At 70.9% G+C, this 13838-nt stretch carries 19 protein-coding genes; 6 read left to right on the top strand and 13 right to left on the bottom strand.

All coding sequences use genetic code 11. The annotated features are described in order from the left end of the window. Positions 1 to 5 precede the first annotated feature (5 nt). The 7 genes from ACWGIC_RS04040 to ACWGIC_RS04010 all read right to left on the bottom strand — a co-directional run bounded on the left by ACWGIC_RS04040 (position 6) and on the right by ACWGIC_RS04010 (position 6510). Positions 6 to 665, bottom strand: a complete 660-nt coding sequence (locus tag ACWGIC_RS04040) for a peptidoglycan recognition protein family protein (protein WP_452074411.1) — start codon at positions 663 to 665, stop codon at positions 6 to 8. Positions 666 to 713: 48 nt separating this feature from the next. Continuing rightward, positions 714 to 1256 (bottom strand): Uma2 family endonuclease, encoded by a 543-nt coding sequence (locus ACWGIC_RS04035; protein ID WP_452074410.1) that lies wholly within the window; start codon positions 1254 to 1256, stop codon positions 714 to 716. A 50-nt stretch (positions 1257 to 1306) separates the two neighbouring features. Then, positions 1307 to 2098 (bottom strand): tryptophan synthase subunit alpha, encoded by a 792-nt coding sequence (gene trpA / locus ACWGIC_RS04030; protein ID WP_452074409.1) that lies wholly within the window; start codon positions 2096 to 2098, stop codon positions 1307 to 1309. Next, on the bottom strand, positions 2095 to 3312 hold the full coding sequence (gene trpB, locus ACWGIC_RS04025; protein ID WP_452074408.1) for a tryptophan synthase subunit beta: 1218 nt from the start codon (positions 3310 to 3312) through the stop codon (positions 2095 to 2097). Before trpB ends, trpA begins: the two co-directional genes overlap by 4 nt. Further along, positions 3309 to 4118, bottom strand: coding sequence for an indole-3-glycerol phosphate synthase TrpC (trpC, locus tag ACWGIC_RS04020; RefSeq protein WP_452074407.1), 810 nt, complete (start codon positions 4116 to 4118; stop codon positions 3309 to 3311). The genes trpB and trpC overlap by 4 nt, the downstream gene beginning before the upstream one ends. A gap of 120 nt (positions 4119 to 4238) precedes the next feature. Then, positions 4239 to 4757 carry a Trp biosynthesis-associated membrane protein gene (locus tag ACWGIC_RS04015; RefSeq protein ID WP_452074539.1) on the bottom strand — a complete coding sequence of 173 codons (519 nt, stop codon included), beginning with the start codon at positions 4755 to 4757 and terminating at the stop codon, positions 4239 to 4241. A gap of 190 nt (positions 4758 to 4947) precedes the next feature. After that, a complete protein-coding gene (locus tag ACWGIC_RS04010) occupies positions 4948 to 6510 on the bottom strand; it encodes an anthranilate synthase component I (protein WP_452074406.1) in 1563 nt (520 codons plus the stop codon). Positions 6511 to 6606: 96 nt separating this feature from the next. Here ACWGIC_RS04010 and ACWGIC_RS04005 point away from each other — a divergent pair, with 96 nt between their 5' ends. Next, positions 6607 to 7212 (top strand): TetR/AcrR family transcriptional regulator, encoded by a 606-nt coding sequence (locus ACWGIC_RS04005; protein ID WP_452074405.1) that lies wholly within the window; start codon positions 6607 to 6609, stop codon positions 7210 to 7212. Here the strand turns inward: ACWGIC_RS04005 and ACWGIC_RS04000 are convergent. From ACWGIC_RS04000 to hisF, 3 genes are read right to left on the bottom strand one after another with little or no spacing between them, the layout of a single operon-like run. Then, positions 7209 to 7571 carry a DUF1304 domain-containing protein gene (locus ACWGIC_RS04000; RefSeq protein ID WP_452074404.1) on the bottom strand — a complete coding sequence of 121 codons (363 nt, stop codon included), beginning with the start codon at positions 7569 to 7571 and terminating at the stop codon, positions 7209 to 7211. The two genes, ACWGIC_RS04005 and ACWGIC_RS04000, sit on opposite strands and share 4 nt — an antisense overlap. After that, a complete protein-coding gene (gene hisI, locus ACWGIC_RS03995; RefSeq protein ID WP_452074403.1) occupies positions 7568 to 7927 on the bottom strand; it encodes a phosphoribosyl-AMP cyclohydrolase in 360 nt (119 codons plus the stop codon). Before hisI ends, ACWGIC_RS04000 begins: the two co-directional genes overlap by 4 nt. Then, the gene (hisF, locus tag ACWGIC_RS03990) at positions 7924 to 8697 is read right to left on the bottom strand and encodes an imidazole glycerol phosphate synthase subunit HisF (protein ID WP_452074402.1); all 774 of its coding nucleotides are present in this window, start codon (positions 8695 to 8697) and stop codon (positions 7924 to 7926) included. Before hisF ends, hisI begins: the two co-directional genes overlap by 4 nt. A gap of 98 nt (positions 8698 to 8795) precedes the next feature. Between hisF and ACWGIC_RS03985 the strand changes: the two genes are divergently transcribed. From ACWGIC_RS03985 to ACWGIC_RS03970, 4 genes are read left to right on the top strand one after another with little or no spacing between them, the layout of a single operon-like run. Then, the gene (locus ACWGIC_RS03985; protein ID WP_452074401.1) at positions 8796 to 9311 is read left to right on the top strand and encodes a SigE family RNA polymerase sigma factor; all 516 of its coding nucleotides are present in this window, start codon (positions 8796 to 8798) and stop codon (positions 9309 to 9311) included. Continuing rightward, the gene (locus ACWGIC_RS03980; RefSeq protein WP_452074400.1) at positions 9308 to 10276 is read left to right on the top strand and encodes a hypothetical protein; all 969 of its coding nucleotides are present in this window, start codon (positions 9308 to 9310) and stop codon (positions 10274 to 10276) included. Before ACWGIC_RS03985 ends, ACWGIC_RS03980 begins: the two co-directional genes overlap by 4 nt. A gap of 16 nt (positions 10277 to 10292) precedes the next feature. Then, the gene (locus ACWGIC_RS03975) at positions 10293 to 10724 is read left to right on the top strand and encodes a hypothetical protein (RefSeq protein ID WP_452074399.1); all 432 of its coding nucleotides are present in this window, start codon (positions 10293 to 10295) and stop codon (positions 10722 to 10724) included. Positions 10725 to 10743: 19 nt separating this feature from the next. Continuing rightward, a complete protein-coding gene (locus ACWGIC_RS03970; RefSeq protein ID WP_452074398.1) occupies positions 10744 to 11127 on the top strand; it encodes a PPOX class F420-dependent oxidoreductase in 384 nt (127 codons plus the stop codon). On the opposite strand, the gene ACWGIC_RS03965 is transcribed toward ACWGIC_RS03970, so the two are convergent. Both ACWGIC_RS03965 and ACWGIC_RS03960 read right to left on the bottom strand, forming a co-directional pair. Next, positions 11111 to 11473, bottom strand: a complete 363-nt coding sequence (locus tag ACWGIC_RS03965) for a DUF1330 domain-containing protein (RefSeq protein ID WP_452074397.1) — start codon at positions 11471 to 11473, stop codon at positions 11111 to 11113. The two genes, ACWGIC_RS03970 and ACWGIC_RS03965, sit on opposite strands and share 17 nt — an antisense overlap. A gap of 113 nt (positions 11474 to 11586) precedes the next feature. After that, entirely contained in the window at positions 11587 to 12486 is a 900-nt protein-coding gene (locus ACWGIC_RS03960; RefSeq protein WP_452074396.1) for a helix-turn-helix transcriptional regulator, read from the bottom strand. Positions 12487 to 12574: 88 nt separating this feature from the next. Between ACWGIC_RS03960 and ACWGIC_RS03955 the strand changes: the two genes are divergently transcribed. Continuing rightward, the gene (locus ACWGIC_RS03955; protein ID WP_452074395.1) at positions 12575 to 13000 is read left to right on the top strand and encodes a VOC family protein; all 426 of its coding nucleotides are present in this window, start codon (positions 12575 to 12577) and stop codon (positions 12998 to 13000) included. A gap of 63 nt (positions 13001 to 13063) precedes the next feature. Here ACWGIC_RS03955 and priA read toward each other — a convergent pair whose 3' ends face one another. Next, the gene (gene priA / locus ACWGIC_RS03950; RefSeq protein ID WP_116202272.1) at positions 13064 to 13795 is read right to left on the bottom strand and encodes a bifunctional 1-(5-phosphoribosyl)-5-((5-phosphoribosylamino)methylideneamino)imidazole-4-carboxamide isomerase/phosphoribosylanthranilate isomerase PriA; all 732 of its coding nucleotides are present in this window, start codon (positions 13793 to 13795) and stop codon (positions 13064 to 13066) included. Positions 13796 to 13838 lie beyond the last annotated feature (43 nt).

Below are 13838 nucleotides of genomic sequence, written 5' to 3'. Positions count from 1 at the left end.
TCCGCTCAGCGCAGCAACGCCGCCACTCGGGACTGCAATTCGGGCAGCATCGCGTACAGCTTGTCGCCGGGACAGTCCGTGTTGTAGAAGTCGCGGTGTCCCTTGATTTCCTTGACCGGGATGCCGTACTGGCGGCACACGTACGCCACGAACACGACCAGCGAATCGAACTGCGCCTTCGGCGGGGCGACCTGCATGTAGGTGCCCTCGTTCTCGATGCCGATGGCGTTGTCGTTCTGGCCGGGGCAATGCGCCGCGCGGACGATCTTTTTGCCGCTGCGCAAGGCGTCGAGGCTGCCGTGCCGTCCTTCGAGGCGGTAGCCGCCGCGAGAGACCGTGAAGTGCTGGCCGGTGTCGGACCAGCCGTTGTTGTCGATGTGGTCAGCCTGGTCGTTGCGCGCGACCTGGAACGCGTGCTCGAGCGAATAGTCGGTGCTGTTGGGGCAGTCGATGTGGTGGATGAGCACGCGGTTGGCCGGATGGTCGAGAGTGGTGAGCGGATCCGCGGGCGGGCGCGCACCCCATTCCGCACAGCTGTAGATGCGCGGCGCGGCCGCGGCGTCCGCGAGGCCGGGCAGCACGAGCCCCGCCGCTACGGCAGCGCTCGCGCCGGCCGCCCCGCGCAGGAACGTCCTCCGGGGAACTTGTCCGATGTCGAAAGCCATGCGCCGCACTGTGCGCGGACGGCGTACACGATGCGTACAACTGGCCGCTCAGGCGCGCAGATCCAGCTCCGCGGGGAAGGGTTCGGCCAGGGTGAGCACGCCGCCCTCGCTCTTCGCGTGCGGCAGGTACTCGCCTTCGGAGAGCGCGTAGACGGTGGCGGCTTCCTGCTCCGGGTCGACGAGCAGGTAGTACGGGATGAGCGCTTCGGCGTAGAGGGCTTTCTTGAAGATCCGGTCCTGCACGCGGGTGGACGGCGATTCGATTTCCGCGGCCAGCAGTACCTCGGACGCCGGGTACCAGGTCGTCGCCACATCTGGGCACGTGACAATCACGAAGTCCGGGATCAGCAATCGGCTTTCTCCGCAGCGAACGGCGACGCCCGGAAGCAACTCGTTGCCCTTCGGCAAGACTGGCACCATCGCGAGCTGCAATCGCTGCAGCCACTGCTGGTGCAGCGCGGACGGAGCCGGGCCCATCACCAGGGTCCCGTCGACGCCTTCGATCCGGTTGCCGAGGAGCTGTTCGTTCGGCAGGGCAAGAACTTCTGCCAACCCTGGCACCGTGTCCGGGTTGATGTCGCTGGTCTGCATACCGAGAGAGTACGAACGACCACCGACAGTTTCCGGCTCTCCGCGAGCGATCAGGCCGGAGCGACCGCCTCGCGCACGCCCTTCGCCAGCTCCGAAGCCAGCTTCGCCACGCCGTCCGGACCGTCCGCCGCGGCCGTGACCAGCGCGGATCCGACGATCACCGCGTCCGCGAACCCGGCCACCTGCGCGGCCTGTTCCCGCGAACGGACCCCGAGACCCACCCCGATCGGCAACTCCGTGTGCTCCCGGGTCCGCCGCACCAGGTCCTCAGCGTGCACCCCGACCGCGTCGCGCGCGCCGGTCACACCCATCACCGCGGTCGCGTACACGAAGCCCGACGAAGCCGCCGTAGTCTTCGCCAGCCGCTCCTCCGACGACGACGGCGCGACCAGGAAGATCCGGTCCAACCCGTGCGCCTGAGACGCCGCGATCCACTCGTCGGCCTCGTCCGGGATCAGGTCCGGCGTGATCAGGCCCAGGCCGCCAGCCGAGGCCAGGTCGCGCGCGAACGCGTCGACCCCGTAGCGGTGCACCGGGTTCCAGTACGTCATCACGACGGCGCGACCGCCCCGCGCGGACACCGCTTCCACGACCTCGAACAGCTGCTTCAGCCGGAATCCGCTCGCCAGCGCCGCCTCGGCGGCCGCCTGGATCGTGGGGCCGTCCATGACCGGGTCGGAGTACGGGACGCCGACCTCGACCAGGTCCGCCCCGCCGTCGACAGTCGCGGCCAGCAGGTCTTTCGAGCCGTCCACGGACGGGAATCCGGCGGGAAGGTAGCCGACCAGCGCGGCCCGGTGTTCCGCCCGCGTCGCCGCGAACAGCTCGTCGAGGCCGCTCACTTGCCCTCCCCGTCCACGAGCCCGAACCACTGGGCCGCGGTGTCCATGTCCTTGTCGCCCCGGCCGGACAGGTTGACCACGATCAGCCCGTCCGGGCCCAGCTCGCGGCCCAGTTCCAAGGCACCGGCGAGCGCGTGCGCCGATTCGATCGCCGGGATGATGCCCTCGGTGCGCGACAGCAGCCGGAAGGCGTCCATCGCGGCCGCGTCGGTGACCGGGCGGTATTCGGCGCGGCCGGAGTCCTTGAGCCACGCGTGTTCCGGGCCGACGCCCGGGTAGTCCAGTCCCGCCGAGATCGAATGCGATTCGACCGTCTGGCCGTCCTCGTCCTGCAGCAGGTACGACATCGCGCCGTGCAGATTGCCGGGGCTGCCCTTGGTGAGCGTCGCGCCGTGCCGGTTGCCCTCGATGCCCTCGCCGCCCGGCTCCAGGCCGACCAGGCGCACCGACGGGTCGTCGTAGAACCCGGAGAAAATCCCGATGGCGTTGGACCCGCCGCCGACGCACGCGGCGACGACGTCCGGCAGCCGTCCGGCCTTCTCCAGGATCTGCCGCCGCGCCTCCTCGCCGATGACGTGGTGGAAATTGCGCACCATCATCGGGAACGGCGACGGACCGGCGGCGGTACCGAAGAGGTAGTGCGTCGTGTCGGCGTTGGTGACCCAGTCGCGCAGCGCCTCGTTGATCGCGTCCTTCAGCGTGCGCGACCCCGTTTTCACCGGCACGACCTCGGCGCCGAGCAGCTTCATCCGCGCGACGTTCAGCGACTGCCGTTCGGTGTCGACCTCGCCCATGTACACGACGCAATCGAGGCCGAGCAGCGCGCACGCGGTGGCCGTGGCGACGCCGTGCTGGCCCGCGCCGGTCTCCGCGATGACGCGCTTCTTGCCCATCCGCACGGTGAGCAGCGCCTGGCCCAGCACGTTGTTGATCTTGTGCGAACCGGTGTGGTTGAGGTCCTCGCGCTTGAGGAACACCCGCGCGCCGCCGGCGTGCTCGCCGAACCGCTTGGCCTCCGTCAGCAGCGACGGGCGGCCCGCGTACTCGGTGAGCAGCCGGTTCAGCTCGCCGGTGAACGCGGGGTCGTGGCGGGCCTTCTCGTACTCCGCCGCGACCTCGTCGACCACGCCGATCAGCGCTTCCGGCATGAACCGGCCGCCGTACGGCCCGTAGTAGCCGCGTTCGTCCGGGTCGTGCTCGCCGCGCTCGGTCACCGCGAGGGCCTCGGGCAGGCGGGGTGCGAACCGGCGGTGACGAGCTTGACGACCGCGCCCTTCGGGTCGCCGGAGGCCACCAGGCCCTCGCCGACGAGCACCGCGTCCGCGCCGTGGCCCGCGTACGACATCAGGTCGCCGGGGCCGCGGACGCCGGACTCGGCGACCTTGAACACGTCCATCGGCAGGCCGGGCGCGAGGCGGGAGAACACGTCGCGGTCCACTTCGAGCGTGTGCAGGTTGCGCGCGTTGACGCCGATGACCTTCGCGCCCGCTTCGAGCGCGCGGTCGGCCTCCTCGGCGTTGTGGATCTCCACGAGCGCGGTCATGCCGAGCGATTCGACGCGGTCGAGCAGCGCGGCGAGCGCGTTCTGCTCCAGCGCGGCGACGATCAGCAGCACCATGTCCGCGCCGTGCAGCCGGGCCTCGTGCACCTGGTACGGGCTGACGACGAAGTCCTTGCGCAGCACGGGAATGTCGACCGCGGCGCGCACCGCGTCGAGGTCGGCGAGCGATCCGCCGAAGCGGCGCTGCTCGGTGAGCACGCTGATCACGCGCGCGCCGGCGGCCTCGTAGTCGCGGGCCAGCGCGGCCGGGTCGGGAATCGAGGCCAGCTCGCCCTTCGACGGGCTGCGCCGCTTCACCTCGGCGATGACGCCGATGCCGGATTCGCGCAGCGCCGCCATCACGTCACGCGGCGGGGCGGCCTTGGCCGCCCTGGCCTTCAGTTCGTCGAACGGCAGCGCGGATTCCCGCTGCGCGAGATCCTCGCGCACGCCGGCGACGATGTCTTCGAGCACGCTCATCGGACGCCCCTACCCGCTGCCGCACTCCTGGGTCCACTCGCAAGCTCGCTCACAAAAACCTTCCCCTTCCCGCCGAAACGATGCTAACCCCCGCTCGATGACCGGCCGGTCCCGGGTTGCTCAGCGACGGGGATCCGGAGGGTCGGTCGGGTCGTCGCCCTCCGACAGCGCCTCCCACAATTCGGTGTCCGGATCCTTCCGTGCCGCCTTGGCTCCCGGCGCGGCGTAACGGGCGCCGAGCTTCCGCGCGGCTCCCGCCCACTTGATCGCTGCCAACCCGCCGAGCGCGACAAGAATTCCGCCGAGCACCGCGATCAGGTGGCCCAGCACGATTTCCGTGCCGGGCAGCCCGGGCGCGAAGCCGCCGAAGCTGATCCCGTCGACGCCGCTCCAGACGCCCGCCGCGCCGGCGAGCACCAGCACGACGCCGAGCACGCGGCGCAGCCAGCCGCCGGTGGCGACGGCCCCGGCGACGCCCGCGAGCGCGAGGATCGCGAGCGGCACGAGCGCGGTGGCGCGCTGTTCGCCGGGTTCGGTGTGCAGGACGGTCCCGCGCACGCCCTCGTCGCGGAATTCGGCGAACCACACCATCCGGGAAGCTCCCCAGAGGGCCAGCGCGCCCAGCAGGAGCGCGACGATGATCGTCCACAGTGGACGGCGGGCCGACCCGCTCGACGATTTCCCGCTGTCCGGGGCCTCCGCGGCGGCGGATTCCGCCGCGCCGGACGATTTCGCGTCGGCAGCCGGAACCTCGTCGTGCGCATCACGAGTCACAGCAGCCTCTTGCGCCTCAGCGCCGCCGCGCCGTGGTTCCGCCTCGCCGGACCGCTCAGACACCGGCCGCGTCCTCAGCCGGGTCGAGCTCCCCCGCCGGGATCATCGTGCCCGCCGCGGCGATCGCGGACAGCACGGTGCGAGCCTTGTTGAGCGATTCGGTGTCCTCGTAGTCCGGGACCGAATCCGCGACCACGCCGCCGCCGGCCTGCACGTACGCGGTCCCGTCGCGCATCAGCGCGGTGCGGATGGCGATCGCCGTGTCCGCGTCGCCGGCGAAGTCCAGGTAGCCGACCACACCGCCGTACAGCGCGCGGCGCACCGGCTCCAGCTCCTCGATCAGCTGCATCGCCCGGACCTTCGGCGCACCGGACAGCGTGCCCGCCGGGAAGCAGGCCGTGACCGCGTCGAACGCCGTGGCGTCGTCTTTCAGCTCGCCGGTCACGGTGGACACGATGTGCATGACGTGGCTGTAGCGCTCGATCTGGAAGAAGTCGACCACGTGCACGGTGCCCGGTTTGCAGACCTTGCCGAGGTCGTTGCGGCCGAGGTCGACGAGCATCAGGTGCTCGGCGCGTTCCTTCTCGTCCGCGAGCAGGTCCTTGGCCAGCTGCGCGTCCTCCTCCGGATCCGCGCCGCGCCAGCGGGTGCCCGCGATCGGATGCGTGGTGGCGCGGCCGTCGCGGACGGTCACCAGCGATTCCGGGCTGGAGCCGACGATGTCGAAGCCCTCCAGCCGCAGCAGGTACATGTACGGGCTCGGGTTGGAGGTGCGGAGCACGCGGTACACGTCGAGCGCGTCGGCCCCGGTCTCGATCTCGAACCGTTGCGACGGCACGACCTGGAACGCTTCGCCCGCCTTGATCGCCTCGACCGCCTTGTCGACGGCCGCGTGGAAGTCTTCCTTGCTGCGGTGGCGGCGGAATTCCGGCGCGGGCCGGTCGAACGTCGCGACCGTCGGCGGCGCGGGCACCCGCAGCTGCTCGGTCATCGCCGACAGCCGGGCCAGCGCGTCGTCGTACGCGGCGTCCACGCGTTCGGCCGAATCGTCCCAGTTGACCGCGTTGGCGATCAGCGTGACGGTGCCCTCGTGGTGGTCGAACGCGGCCAGGTCGGTGGCGAGCAGCATGGTCAGCTCGGGGATGTCGAGGTCCCGTTCGGCCAGCTCGGGCAGCTTTTCCAGCCAGCGCACCGAATCGTAGCCGAGGTAGCCGACCATCCCGCCGGTCAGCGGCGGCAGGCCGGGCAGGGGTTCGGTGTGCAGCGCCTCGACGGTCGCGCGCAGCACCTGCAGCGGGTCGCCCTCGGTGGGCAGGTTGTCCGGCGGGGTCCCGGTCCAGACCGCTTTGCCGTCGCGGACGGTCAGCGCGGCCGGGCTGCGCACGCCGACGAATGACCAGCGCGACCACGATTTCCCGTTCTCGGCCGATTCGAAGAGGAACGTGCCGGGCCGGTCGGCGGCGAGTTTCCGGTAAATCCCCAGCGGGGTCTCGCCGTCGGCGAGCACCCGGCGCACCACGGGGATCACGCGGCGGCTCTCGGCCAGCGCGCGGAACCCGGCGCGGGACGGGCTGACCGGGCCGGGCCCGGCCGTGGACGTGGCTGCTGAGCTGACCATGCGCCTCATTGTGCCGCTACGGCCGGATCAGCCGGTCGGCGGGCTCTCAATTCAATGACTGTTGAATTCGAGGCGGCGACCGGTCAAGATGGTCCGGTGAGCTCCGAAGACACTACCGCGCGCCGCCGCGGCCGCCGCCCCGCTGGTCAGGACACCCGGGCGGTGCTGCTCGAAGCCGCCCGCGCGGTCTTCGCCGAGAACGGCTACGAACGCGCGACGGTCCGCTCCATCGCCGCGCGCGCCGGTGTCGACGCGGCCATGGTCAACCATTGGTTCGGCGGCAAGGAAGGCCTGTTCGCGCAAGCGGTGCTGAAGCTGCCGTTCGAGCCGGACGAGCTGGTCTCGGTCCTGCGCGACGGCCCGGACGACGAACTGGGCGTCCGGATCGCGCACACGTTCCTGACCCGCTGGGACGGCGCCGGGGGCGACACGTTCCAGGCGCTGATCCGCAGCATCGCCGGGCACGAGGCGGCGAGCACCGTGCTGCGCGAGTTTTTCTCGCAGTTTTTCACCGGACTGCTGAGCGACCTCGGCGGCGACCGGCACGAGCTGCGGGTGGCGTTGTGCGCTTCGCAGGTGGTGGGGATGGGGTTGATCCGGTACGTGGCGCGCTTCCCGCCGATGGTGGAGGCCGAGGTGGACACCCTGATCGCGGCGGTGGCGCCGACGTTGCAGCGCTACCTCACCGGGGACATCGACTAGCGCGACAGCAGCAGGAAGACCAGCGCGAGCGCCCCCGGCAGCACCTGCACGAACAGAATCCGCTTCGACGCGGTCGCGGCACCGTAGAGCCCCGCCACGATCACGCACGCCAAGCCGTACAGCTTCAGCTGGAAACCCGCCGGGTCGGCCGCGATCAGCCCCCAGATCAGCGCGGCGGCGAGAAACCCGTTGTACAGCCCCTGGTTCGCCGCCAGCGTCTTGCTCTCGCGGGCGAATTCCTCGGTGGTGCCGAACGCCGCGCGCGCCCGCGGCGTGGTCCACAGGAACATCTCCAGCACCACGATGTACAGGTGGATCAGGGCGACCAGCCCGACCAGCACGTTCGCGACGACAGTCATGACGTCCTCTCGTCGGCGAGCAGCAGCCGTTCGTCGGTGTCGAAGCAGGTGTGCGTCCCGGTGTGACAGGCCGGGCCGGTCTGGTCGACCCGCAGCAGCACCGTGTCGCCGTCGCAGTCGATGCGGACTTCGCGCACGTGCTGGACGTGACCGGAGGTCTCGCCCTTCACCCACAGTTCCTGCCGGCTGCGCGACCAGTACGTGCCGCGCCGCGTGGTGAGCGTGGACTCCAGCGCGTCGTCGTTCATCCAGGCCATCATCAGCACGTCGGACGTCGCGTGGTCCACCACGACCGCCGCGATCAGCCCGTCCGCGTTGCGCTTGAGCCGCGCGGCGATTTCCGGCGAAAGGCTCATCGCACGACCACCCCGCCGGTGCGTAGCGCGCCCTTCACGTCGCCGATGGTCAACTGTCCGAAGTGAAATACGCTCGCCGCGAGCACCGCGTCCGCGCCCGCTTCCACCGCGGGCAGGAAGTGCTCGGTCGCGCCCGCGCCGCCGCTGGCGATCACCGGGACCCGGACCGCTTTGCGGACCAGGCCGATCAGTTCGAGGTCGAAGCCGGTTTTGGTGCCGTCCGCGTCCATCGAGTTGAGCAGCACTTCGCCCACGCCGAGTTCCTCGCCGCGCGCAGCCCATTCCACCGCGTCGATGCCGGTGCCGCGACGGCCGCCGTGCGTGGTCACCTCGAAGCCGGACGCCGTCGGTTCGCTGCCTTCGGGCACCCGGCGCGCGTCGACGGACAGCACGACGCACTGCGCCCCGAACCGGCGCGACGCCTCGCGCAGCAGTTCCGGACGCGCGATCGCGGCCGTGTTGATGCTGACCTTGTCCGCGCCGGTGCGCAGCAGCCGGTTGACGTCGTCGGTGGAGCGCACGCCGCCGCCGACGGTGAGCGGGATGAAGACCTGCTCGGCGGTGCGGCGGACCACGTCGAAGGTGGTTTCGCGGTCGGCCGACGACGCGGTGACATCGAGGAAGGTCAGCTCGTCGGCGCCTTCGGCGTCGTACCGCCGCGCCAGCTCCACCGGGTCGCCCGCGTCGCGCAGGTCGGCGAAGTTGACGCCCTTCACGACCCGGCCCGCGTCGACGTCGAGACAGGGAATCACCCGAACCGCCACAGCCATGCCCACCAGCCTAGTCGGCCGCTCACTCAAGCCCGCCGCCACGGCTTCGTCACACATTCGCGGATCCGATGCATCAAAACCGGCCCCTCGCGCGTCTCATGATCGTGACCACCGGTTTCGACGATTTCGTGGCGGAACGCCTCGACGGGCTGCTGCGCTACGCGACCGTCCTCGCCGACGACCCGCATCTGGCGCAGGACATCGTGCAAGACGTGCTCCTGCGCGCCCAGCAGCGCTGGGCGAAGATCGATTCGCCGCCCACCTACGTCCGCCGGATGATCACCAACGAATACCTCTCGTGGCGCCGCCGCGCCGCCCGCCGCGTGGTTCCGTCGAACCATTCGGTGCTCGATTCGCTCGGGCCGCCGACCGCCGATCCCAGCACCGCCTACGACGAGCGCGACGAAATGCTCGCTTTGCTCGCCACCCTGCCGCGGAAACAACGCGCCGCCGTCGTGCTGCGCTACTACGAGAACTACACCGACGCCGAAATCGCGGATTTCCTCCGCTGCGGCGTTTCGACCGTGCGCAGCCAAATCTCGCGCGCGCTGGCGACACTGCGCGCCGGCATGCCCTCGTTGCCGACCGCCCTCACCACCGGAGCAGGAGAATGACCCCGTCGAACGAGACCGAGACGCTGGTGCGCGACAGCCTCGAACGGCTCGCGGAGCGGGCACCGGACAGCCACGCGGTGCTCAATGCCCTCGCCCGCGCCCAGCAGCGCAAACGTCGTCCGCGCCTCGCGCTCGCCGCCGCGGCCGCCGCGGTGATCGCGGTCGCCGCCGGGGTTCCGCTGGTGGTCAACACGGTCACCGAAGCGCCCGCGCAGCTCACGCCCGCCGCCGGGCGGCCGGTGCTCGCGTACACGCCGGGCTGGCTGCCGGACGGCTTCACCGAGCAATACCGCTCAGGCGGTCCCGGGAACACCGCGCAGGTGCGGCAATGGCAGTCCGGCGCGAGCCGGGTGGAACTCGCGGCGCATTCCACTGCCGATCCGGAATGGGCTCAGACCGCGCTGCGCATCTCGGCGTTGAAGGACCAGGTCGTGGTGCACGGACGGGTCGCCATGGTGACCGGCCCGACCAGCACGATCGCCACGCTGACCTGGATGCCGGACGACCGCCACGTGCTGACCGCCAAGGCTGAAGGCGTCCCGGACGCGCGCGCGGTGGCCGAGCAGGTGGCCGATTCCGTGACCGTCGAACCGGTTCGCGTCCGCGGCGAGGCTCGGCTCGGACCGCTGCCCGCCGGTCTGCGCGAGGAGGCCGCGACAGTCCGGGGAAGCAATTCGGACGACGCGACGACCGTGCTCGACGCAAGCGGCCCGAGCGGCAAGGTTCGCGTGACGATCGGCGGCGGTTCCCCGGCTCTCGGCGGGTCCGGCCCGGTGCAGGTGCGCGGTCTCCCCGGGGCTTACGTGCCCGCCTCCGGACCCGCCGACGCGCTGGTCGCCGTGCGGCTGTCGTCCGGGCGCTGGCTCACCGTTTCCGGCCGGTTGCCGCGCGAACAGCTCGTCGCGGTGGCGGACGGGATCGTGCTCGATTCGGCACCGGATTACGCATGGCTCGGCACCCGCTGACCGCTACCGTGAAGCCATGTCCGAACTGGGGGAGTCTCGGGGCGCGTTTTCGCGGGTAGCGTCCGCCGTCGGCATCGGCGCCGCGATCATCGCCGTTCTGGTGGCCTGGTGCGTGGGGGCCAATTACCTCGCCCAGCTCACCGCGGGCGAACAGCTGACCTGCCGGTTGCGCAGTCTCGTGCCGTGGTCGGGTCTGGGCGTGACGCTGTGGCAGGCCAGCTCGCTGGTGCTGTTCCTGCTCGCCGGAGCCGGGATTTCGGCGCTCCTCGGGCGGACCGGGATGCGGAAGAAGGCGCTCGGCGTCTGCGCGGCTCTGGTCATCCTGTTCACCTGGGGCTACGTGGCGGCGACCCACGCGGTGATGCAGAAGGTGGCTGACCGCGGCGGCTCGGTCAGCGTGCCGGTCACTCCCGGCGGCCAGCCCTACGACCTCTGCCGGGGACTGTGACGCCGTCTACCGTAGGGCTATGTCCGAACTGGAGCGTCTCGGCGCCGAGAAGTACGTCGTGCTGACCACTTTCCGCCGCGACGGCCGCGCGGTCCCGACCCCGGTGTGGGCGTCCCGCGACGGCGACGAACTGGTGCTGTTCTCGGAACGCACCGCAGGCAAGGTCAAGCGGATCCGCAACAACGCCGAGGTCCGGCTGCAGGCGTGCGACGTCCGCGGCCGCCGCGTGCACGGCGCCGAGGCGAGCGGAACGGCCCGGCTGCTCGACGCCGCCGACAGCGAACGCGTTCGCGGGGTGATCGCGCGGGATTACGGCATCGTCGGGCGGGTGACGATGTTCTTCAGCCGCCTCCGCGGCGGGCCGGAGCGGACGATCGGGATCGCGGTCAAGATCGCGGAGTGAGCTGCCGGGCCTCCGCCCGGAGCCGGGCGCCCATCGCGGCCGAATCGTGGTCCGGCCCGCAGCCTTCGGCGAGGATGACGTCGCCGACCAGATGGTCGGTGCGCAGGGGCAGGATCTTGCGGTAGTCGGCCGATTCGTACCACGCCTCGGCGGCGGCGAAGTCCGGGAACTCGAGCACGACGGTCGCGCCTGGCCAGGTGCCTTCGAGTACGCGAGTCTGTCCACCGTGGACCAGAAACCGGCCCCCGAACGGGTCGAGGGTCGCCTGGATCAGTTCCAGGTATTCGTAGACCTCGGCGTGCACGGTTCCGGGCTGGCGCAGGTGGGCGATGGCGTAGGCGGGCATGTCCGGCTCCTCGGGTCGATTTCCTTGTCTGCCAAGCAATCCTCTCCCTTCCGGTGTATGGCGTCGATTACCTGGCGGGTAATCGTTCAGCCCCCGTAGCGGGCCGTCAGCTCTCATCCGATGCGGGCGAGTTCGGCGCGGACCGACTCCGGTTCCACCACCTCGACCAGGTCTCCCCACCCGGCCAGTTGTTCCGCGACAGCTCGGGCCCACTGCGCGGCCACCTTCACCCGAACCCGGTCGTCCTGCTCCCCGAGCACCTCGCAATGCCGCCCGAAATGCGACCGCAGCACGGACAAGTACCGCGCGTCGATCAGCACCGTGGCAGTCACGAGCGAACGCCGCTGCTCCATCTCCGCCACGACCCGCGCCCACTGTTCCGGCAGATCGAAATCGTCCGGCCGCTGCGAAGGCAGGTCGGTGATCTCTGCCGCCGACATCCGGTCGACGCGGAAAGTCCGTTGCCCCGCAGGGGTTCCGGCGATGAGGTACCAAACGCCGTCCTTGTCGGCGAGGCCGTACGGATCGGCTAACCGGCCCTTGCCGCTGTACTCGAACCGCACCTTGCGCTGGTGCACGACCGCCTGGTGCAGGGACTGGACGAGCGCGGGCGGCTCGCGATCCCGCTCGCCCCATCCCGCCGGATCGGCCACGACAGCCCGCGCGGCGGCTTCGGCGTCGGCCCGGAACGTCGCGGGCAGCGCGCGGACGAGCTTGCGCACCGCGGACGACAGCTGCGGACCGCCGGACGCCGCCGGTCCCAGCATCGAGAACAACGCCTGTGCTTCGGCCGCGGTCAGCCCGCTGAGGTCGGTGCGGGCCCCGCCGACGAGCGACCATCCGCCGCCGCGCCCGGGCTGCGGATAGACCGGGATCCCGGCCGCCGACAACGCCTCCAGGTCGCGGCGGGCCGTGGCCACCGAGATCTCCAGCTCCAAGGCCAGCTCGGCGGCGGTCACCCGGCCGCGGGCCTGGAGCAGCAGGACGGCAGCGACGAGACGGTCAGCGCGCATGTTTTCGATTCTCTCGCTCAAAGTGCTCAGAAGATGAGCACTTTGAGCGAGAAGCTAGTCCCATCACCGAGCAGACAAGGAATCAGAGATGCTTCGAGGACTCAGCACCGCCACCTTCTACTCCCCCGACTTCGACGCGGCGAAGCGCTGGTACACCGACCTTCTCGGCGTCGCGCCGTACCTGGACACCCCGGCGTACCTGGAGTGGCGGATCGGCGACTACCAGCACGAATTCGGCATCATTCACAGCTCGTACGCCACTAGCGAGCTGTCCCGGACCGCCGACCCCGCCACCGTCGGGCAGCCCGCGGGCGCGGTCGTGTTCTGGCACGTCGAGGACGTCCCCGCGACGCTGGAGCGGGTCGTCGCGATGGGCGCGAAGGTGCACGACGTCCCGCGCGACCGCGGCACCGGGTTCATCACCGCGTCGGTCATCGACCCGTGGGGCAACGTCCTCGGCTTGATGTACAACCCGCACTACGTCTCGGTCCGGGAAACGTTGGCGCAGGCGTGACGATCTTCGAGGACGGCGCGTCGCGGCGAAGTCTGGCGAGGTTTTCGTTGCCCGCCAAGGATTTCAGCGGACCGCGGCGAGAGCCTCCGGCAGCGTGAACGCGCCCGCGTACAGCGCCTTCCCGACGATCGAACCCTCGACGCCGTCCGACGCCAGCCCGGCCAGCGCGCGCAGATCGTCCACACTGGACACTCCGCCGGAAGCGATCACCGGCGCGTCGGTGCGGGCGGTGACCTCGCGCAGCAGCTCCAGGTTCGGGCCGCGCAGAGTGCCGTCCTTGCTCACGTCGGTGACGACGTACCGGCTGGCCCCATCGCGGTCCAGGCGCTCCAGGACCTCCCACAGGTCGCCGCCGTCGGACGTCCAGCCGCGCGCGGACAGCCGGTGCCCGGCCTCGGTGATCCGCACGTCGAGCCCGATCGCGACGCGGTCGCCGTATTCGGAGACGACCTTCGCCGTCCAGTCCGGGTCCTCCAGCGCCGCGGTGCCGAGGTTGACCCGGCGCGCGCCGGTGGCGAGCGCCGCTTCGAGCGAAGCGTCGTCGCGGATGCCGCCGGACAGCTCCACCTGCACGTCGAGCCGCTTGACGACGTCGGCGAGCAGTTCGCGGTTGCTGCCCTTGCCGAACGCCGCGTCGAGGTCCACCAGGTGGATCCACTCGGCGCCGTCGCGCTGCCACTGCAGGGCCGCCTCGAGCGGGCTGCCGTAGGAGGTCTCGGTGCCTGCCTCGCCCTGGACGAGGCGGACCGCCTGGCCGTCGGCGACATCAACTGCGGGAAGGAGCGTGAAAGTCACGCGCACAGACTAAGCGGCGGGCCCCGGCGCACTGTCCGGGGGA

Source organism: Amycolatopsis sp. NPDC054798, from assembly GCF_053611505.1.
This window is presented reverse-complemented; position numbering and strand designations above follow the sequence as displayed.

Bases quoted from the DNA above. Each gene is read 5' to 3' on its own strand.
- ACWGIC_RS04040 (WP_452074411.1), bottom strand. From the start codon at position 665: ATGGCTTTCGACATCGGACAAGTTCCCCGGAGGACGTTCCTGCGCGGG.
- ACWGIC_RS04035 (WP_452074410.1), bottom strand. From the start codon at position 1,256: ATGCAGACCAGCGACATCAACCCGGACACGGTGCCAGGGTTGGCAGAA.
- trpC (WP_452074407.1), bottom strand. From the start codon at position 4,118: ATGAGCGTGCTCGAAGACATCGTCGCCGGCGTGCGCGAGGATCTCGCG.
- ACWGIC_RS04010 (WP_452074406.1), bottom strand. From the start codon at position 6,510: ATGGTCAGCTCAGCAGCCACGTCCACGGCCGGGCCCGGCCCGGTCAGC.
- ACWGIC_RS04000 (WP_452074404.1), bottom strand. From the start codon at position 7,571: ATGACTGTCGTCGCGAACGTGCTGGTCGGGCTGGTCGCCCTGATCCAC.
- hisI (WP_452074403.1), bottom strand. From the start codon at position 7,927: ATGAGCCTTTCGCCGGAAATCGCCGCGCGGCTCAAGCGCAACGCGGAC.
- hisF (WP_452074402.1), bottom strand. From the start codon at position 8,697: ATGGCTGTGGCGGTTCGGGTGATTCCCTGTCTCGACGTCGACGCGGGC.
- ACWGIC_RS03985 (WP_452074401.1), top strand. From the start codon at position 8,796: ATGATCGTGACCACCGGTTTCGACGATTTCGTGGCGGAACGCCTCGAC.
- ACWGIC_RS03980 (WP_452074400.1), top strand. From the start codon at position 9,308: ATGACCCCGTCGAACGAGACCGAGACGCTGGTGCGCGACAGCCTCGAA.
- ACWGIC_RS03975 (WP_452074399.1), top strand. From the start codon at position 10,293: ATGTCCGAACTGGGGGAGTCTCGGGGCGCGTTTTCGCGGGTAGCGTCC.
- ACWGIC_RS03970 (WP_452074398.1), top strand. From the start codon at position 10,744: ATGTCCGAACTGGAGCGTCTCGGCGCCGAGAAGTACGTCGTGCTGACC.
- ACWGIC_RS03965 (WP_452074397.1), bottom strand. From the start codon at position 11,473: ATGCCCGCCTACGCCATCGCCCACCTGCGCCAGCCCGGAACCGTGCAC.
- ACWGIC_RS03960 (WP_452074396.1), bottom strand. From the start codon at position 12,486: ATGCGCGCTGACCGTCTCGTCGCTGCCGTCCTGCTGCTCCAGGCCCGC.
- ACWGIC_RS03955 (WP_452074395.1), top strand. From the start codon at position 12,575: ATGCTTCGAGGACTCAGCACCGCCACCTTCTACTCCCCCGACTTCGAC.